Here is a 5,123-nt window from a genome sequence, read left to right as displayed (position 1 = left end):
CAAGCTGGTAGGCGCCGACCGAAGACAGCACGGCGTCGCCCATCGCGTCAAGGTAACGGTCGATGAAGTCGTCGCTCAGGTTCCTCATCGTCAGCACCGCGCTGTCCGTGTGGTGCCACTGGCGCTGGCCGTTCATGACGGCGACGACGGTGGAGACCAGCCGATGGGGCTTGCCGCGCAGAGCCTGGAGATGGCGCTTGGCCTCTTCCCGGTCGGCGGGCTTGTCGAACCACTCGCCGCCGCAGTCCAGCATCTGGTCGGCGCCGAGCACCAGATGGCCGGGATGGCGCGACGCCACCCGCTTCGCCTTCAGCTCGCCCAAAGCTTCCGAAACCTCGTCGGCCGTAAGGCCGGCGGCGCGGAAGCTGTGCTTGATCTCTTCTTCGTCCACGGCCGCCGCCTGGGCCACGACGCTGACGCCGGCGCGCTCCAGCATGGCCTTGCGGGCTGCGGAGGCGGAGGCGAGGACGACGGGCCGATCGGTCAGCATCATGTCGGGGTTTCCCCGCCGATAGCTCCGGTGATGGCCGCGCGCGCGGCTGGCGAGCCGGCCTGACGTCTCGCCAGCAGCATCATGATCTCGGCGGCGGTCTCCTCGATCGAGCGGCGGGTGACGTCGATCACCGCCCAGTTATGGCGGGAATAGAGCCGGCGCGCTTCCGCCACTTCCTGGCGGACCACTTGGGGATCGACGTAGTTGGTGTCTTGCGTCTGGTTCAGCAGCTTCAGGCGGTTGCGGCGGATCTGGATCAGGCGGTCGGGGTCCTTGGTCAATCCTACGACCAGCGGGCGGGTGATCTGCTCGAGTTCCGGCGGCAGCGGACAGCCGGGCACGAAGGGAACGTTGGCGGCCTTGATGCCCCGGTTCGCCAGATAAATGCAGGTGGGGGTCTTGGACGTGCGGGAAACGCCCATCAGGATCACGTCGGCCTCGTGCAGGTCCCAGGTGGACTGGCCGTCGTCATGGGCGAGCGCAAAGTCCATCGCGTCCATCCGGCCGAAATATTCGGCATCCAGCATGTGCTGACGGCCCGGCTGGCTCTGGCTTTCCAGGCCGAGATAGGCCGCCAGCGCATTGATCAGCGGGTCGAGCACGGGGATGCACGGCACCTGGAGTTCGCGGCAGGTCTCCTGCAAGCGGCGGCGCAGCTTCTCGTCGACCAAGGTGAACATGACGAGGCCGGGATTATCCTTGATGCCCTCGATCACCATTTCGAGCTGCCGCGTCGTCCGCACCAGATTCCAGAAATGTTCGATCGGCTGGACCTGATCGAACTGGGCCACGCAGGCGCGCGCGACGCTGTTGATCGTTTCCCCGGTCGCGTCGGACACCAGATGCAGATGAAACTGCTTCAGACCTGAGTTCATGCCAAGGATCAGCCTGTGTATATCTCGTTGATTACCGAGGATAACCTGGGATGGTTCCGGCGGAAGGCCAGATAGCGCCTGTAATACCCGACAAAGGGCGGGATTCGCTCTCTCTCGGGATAAAACCCCATGCCGCTGTGAGAGTCGCGCATAGTCTCCCCATGGCTTATCGTTATCCCCATGACTCCCAGAGTTGTTGAGTCTATAGCACCGTCGCGGTGACGGCTCAAATACTCCGGCCGTCACCCACACAGTCCGGGCAGTTCCCCACAGGCTGGGGATTGTTATGGGGATAAAATGTAATCACCGCTTTCCACAGGTATCATCCACAACCACTCTTCTTAAAGAAAAAGAATCAGGATAGAAGAAGGAGAAGGACCTGTTTGGGGATAAGGGCATTTAAGAGGCCATCGGGCAGGCCATATCGGTGCTTGTCCGCCATCCTTCGAAATGCCTCTCGGAATGAAAGTTCAGACGTTGGAAAGTTCGCAGAAGCTGTTCATCCGCGCGCTCAAGGGTGAAACCCTGGCACGCCCTCCGTTCTGGCTGATGCGTCAGGCCGGCCGGTATCTGCCGGAGTACCGGGCCACCAGGGCACATGCGGGCAGCTTCCTGGACCTGTGCTTCGCGCCGGAACTGGCGGTCGAAGTGACGCTCCAGCCGCTCCGGCGCTACGGCATGGACGCCGCGATTCTGTTTTCCGATATTCTGGTGGTGCCGCATGCGCTCGGCCAGAAGCTCGACTATGTGGAAGGCGAGGGGCCGCAGCTCGATCCGGTGCGCAACGCCGCCGAGCTGAGCCGGCTTTCGACGGAGCATTTCCATGAGAAGCTGGCGCCGGTCTACGAGACGGTGCGCCGGCTCTCCACCGCGATTCCGGAAACGACTGCGCTGATCGGATTCGCCGGTTCGCCCTGGACGGTCGCCTGCTATATGGTCGAAGGCTGCGGTTCGAAGGAATATGCCAAGGTCAAGAAGTTCGCCTATGGCGATCCGCAAGGCTTCGCGGCGCTGATCGACCTGCTGGTCACGGTCACGGCGGACTACCTGAACGCGCAGATCGAGGCCGGGGCCGAGGCGGTCCAGGTATTCGACAGCTGGGCGGGCGTGCTGCCGGCGCCCGAGTTCCGCCGCTGGGTGATCGAGCCGACGCGGAAGCTGGTCGATCTGATCAAGGCGAAGCACCCGCATGTCCCGGTGATCGGTTTCCCACGCGGCGCCGGCGAAATGTACAAGGAATATGCCGAGGTTTCAGGCGTTTCCGCCCTGGGGCTCGACACCACGGTGCCGCCGGAATGGGCAGCACTCGAGCTTCAGACCAAGCTGCCGGTCCAGGGCAACCTGGACCCGATCATGCTGGTGGCGGGCGGCGAGGCCCTGCGGAACTCGGCCGCCGGGATTCTCAAGACGCTGTCGAACGGGCCGTTCGTCTTCAATCTTGGCCATGGCGTGGTCCAGTCGACGCCGCCCGAACATGTCGGACAGCTTGCCGCACTGGTAAAATCCTGGCCCGACATATCTGGCTGATCAATCGGCCAAAATGAACTAAACGGTCTATCGACCGCCTGAGGCCTGGACTTAACAACCGAGCGAAATCAGCTTCAACGCCATGCCGAACCAGAAAACCGCTGTCGTCCTCTTCAATCTCGGCGGGCCTGACAGCCCCGACGCCGTGCGCCCGTTCCTGTTCAACCTGTTCAACGACCCGGCGATTCTCCGGATTCCGGGCGTGTTCCGGACGCCGCTGGCCTATCTGCTGGCGCGCCGGCGGGCGAAGCCGGCGGGTGAGATCTACGAGATTCTGGGCGGCAAATCCCCGCTGCTGGAAAATACCGAAGCCCAGGCCAGGGCGATCGAGGGGGCGCTCGGCGATCTGGGCGAGGTCAAGGCCTTCATCGCGATGCGCTACTGGCACCCGATGAGCGACGAGACGGTCGAGCAGGTCAGGCGGTTCGATCCGGACAGAATCGTGCTCCTGCCGCTTTATCCCCAGTTTTCCACCACGACCACGGCGTCGTCGGAAAAGATGTGGTTCCAGGCGGCGAAGGCTGCGGGCCTGAACAAGCCGACGGTCACCGTCTGCTGCTATCCGACCGAACCGGGCTTCATCAAGGCGGCCGCCGGACTGATCCGTTCCGGAATCGAGGAGTCCTCCGCCCACGGCAAGCCGCGCGTCCTGTTCTCCAGCCATGGCCTGCCGAAGAAGGTCGTCCAGGCCGGCGATCCGTACCAGTGGCAGTGCGAGCGGACGGCGGAAGCGATCGTCCGGGAGCTGAACGTTCCCGACTTGGACTGGGTGAGCTGCTACCAGAGCCGCGTCGGTCCGCTGGAATGGATCGGGCCATCGACCGACGCGGAGATCGAGCGGGCCGGAACCGACGGCGTGCCGCTGGTGGTGGTGCCGATCGCCTTCGTATCGGAGCATTCGGAAACCCTGGTCGAGATCGAGGTCGAATACCGCGAACTGGCCCACGAGAAGGGCGTTCCCCATTTCGTCCGGGTGCCGACGGTCGGGGTCGAAGATGCCTTCGTCCAGGGATTGGCCCGTCTGGTCCGTCAGGCGGTCACTGGCGAGGTCAAGATGTGTTCGCAGGCGGGAGGGCGGATTTGCCCGGACGGCTTCCAGGGCTGCCCGCAGCGGGCTGGACAGGCATCCAGGGGACACCCGGCGGCGGCTGGCCAGACCAAGCGCCCGCTTGCGGCGGAATAGGGACTTACCGGATTGCTTTACGACTGGATCAAGGCGCTTCACGTCATCAGCATCATCGCCTGGATGGCGGGGCTGCTGTATCTGCCGAGGCTGTTCGTCTACCACTGCGACGCGGCGGTCGGCTCCGAAGCCTCGGAAACCTTCAAGGTGATGGAGCGCAGGCTGCTGCGCGCCATCATGAACCCGGCGATGATCGCGTCCTGGATCTTCGGCATCACGCTGCTGGTGCTGAATCCCGGCTGGTTCGAGATGGGCTGGATCCACGCCAAGCTCGCCTTCATCGTCGGGCTGACCGGCGTCCACATGATGATGGCCGGCTGGCGCCGCGCCTTCGCCGAGGACCGAAACCAGCGGCCCCAGCGCTTCTTCCGCATCATGAACGAGGTGCCGACCCTGCTGATGATCGGCGTCGTGATCTTCGTGGTGGTGAAGCCGTTCTGAGGCGCGCGGGGCCTGTTCAGTCAGCCGTTTGCCGGGCGAGCAGGTTCCGCAGGACGATGGCCAGAGCATTCTCGTCCCCGTTGAAGCTGGCGATCATGGCAGCAAGGAAGCGGCGGGGATCGAGTTGACCAAGGTCGAGCGGATGCCCTGCCCGGAAGCCGAGAAGCACCATGAAAGCGAGCTGTGTCCGCCCGTTCCCTTCCCGGAACGGATGGATCGCGTTCAATTCAGCGAGAAAATGTCCGGCGCCAGTTGCGAATTCCAAAGGCTCAAGGCCGTTTAGGAATTTCTCGGCCTTCAACCAGCCGAAAATGCGTTCCATCTCGGCGGGGATGAATTCCGGGTAGCAGAAGGTACTGTTTTCTTTGGCGATCCGGATTGTGCGGAACCTGCCGGCCCAGCGATAGACATCCTAGAACAAGTGGTGATGGATATTCTGGTAATGGCGCACTCCGAGGCGGCCTGCCGGTAAGGGCTCGCCGGCGCGCTCTGCTGTGACGGTTGCCTCGAAAAGCTCCAGCGCCGCAGCATCTCGAAGATCGGGAATGTTCTTGAGAACCGTCGAACCGGGATAGGTGTCGGGGTCCGAGAGCGGCTCGTACAT

At 63.4% G+C, this 5,123-nt stretch carries 6 protein-coding genes and 1 pseudogene; 3 read left to right on the top strand and 4 right to left on the bottom strand.

The features are described from left to right. Window positions 1-493, bottom strand: a 493-nt coding sequence (locus AC5JJ6_RS40890; protein ID WP_496047549.1) for a Maf family protein, incomplete at its 3' end; no start/stop codon positions are given. Next, entirely contained in the window at window positions 490-1,356 is an 867-nt protein-coding gene (locus AC5JJ6_RS40885; protein ID WP_496047550.1) for a pyruvate, water dikinase regulatory protein, read from the bottom strand. The genes AC5JJ6_RS40885 and AC5JJ6_RS40890, both read right to left, overlap by 4 nt. A gap of 474 nt (window positions 1,357-1,830) precedes the next feature. Between AC5JJ6_RS40885 and hemE the strand changes: the two genes are divergently transcribed. The 3 genes from hemE to hemJ all read left to right on the top strand — a co-directional run bounded on the left by hemE (window position 1,831) and on the right by hemJ (window position 4,519). Beyond that, window positions 1,831-2,895 carry a uroporphyrinogen decarboxylase gene (gene hemE, locus AC5JJ6_RS40880; RefSeq protein WP_496047548.1) on the top strand — a complete coding sequence of 355 codons (1,065 nt, stop codon included), beginning with the start codon at window positions 1,831-1,833 and terminating at the stop codon, window positions 2,893-2,895. Window positions 2,896-2,977: 82 nt separating this feature from the next. Continuing rightward, on the top strand, window positions 2,978-4,078 hold the full coding sequence (gene hemH, locus AC5JJ6_RS40875) for a ferrochelatase (protein ID WP_496047547.1): 1,101 nt from the start codon (window positions 2,978-2,980) through the stop codon (window positions 4,076-4,078). A 12-nt stretch (window positions 4,079-4,090) separates the two neighbouring features. Further along, complete coding sequence (hemJ, locus tag AC5JJ6_RS40870; protein WP_496047546.1) at window positions 4,091-4,519, top strand: protoporphyrinogen oxidase HemJ; 429 nt, start codon at window positions 4,091-4,093, stop codon at window positions 4,517-4,519. A 16-nt stretch (window positions 4,520-4,535) separates the two neighbouring features. Here the strand turns inward: hemJ and AC5JJ6_RS40865 are convergent. Then, window positions 4,536-4,910: pseudogene (locus tag AC5JJ6_RS40865) on the bottom strand (Fic/DOC family protein); the annotation flags it as partial. 21 nt (window positions 4,911-4,931) lie between these two features. Further along, on the bottom strand, window positions 4,932-5,123 hold a 192-nt coding region (locus tag AC5JJ6_RS40860; RefSeq protein WP_496047545.1), incomplete at its 5' end, for a hypothetical protein.

The organism is Skermanella sp., from assembly GCF_059503625.1.
Note: the sequence above shows the minus strand (reverse complement) of the source record. Positions and strands in the feature narration are given on the sequence as shown.

Bases quoted from the DNA above. Each gene is read 5' to 3' on its own strand.
- hemE (WP_496047548.1), top strand. From the start codon at position 1,831: ATGAAAGTTCAGACGTTGGAAAGTTCGCAGAAGCTGTTCATCCGCGCG.
- hemH (WP_496047547.1), top strand. From the start codon at position 2,978: ATGCCGAACCAGAAAACCGCTGTCGTCCTCTTCAATCTCGGCGGGCCT.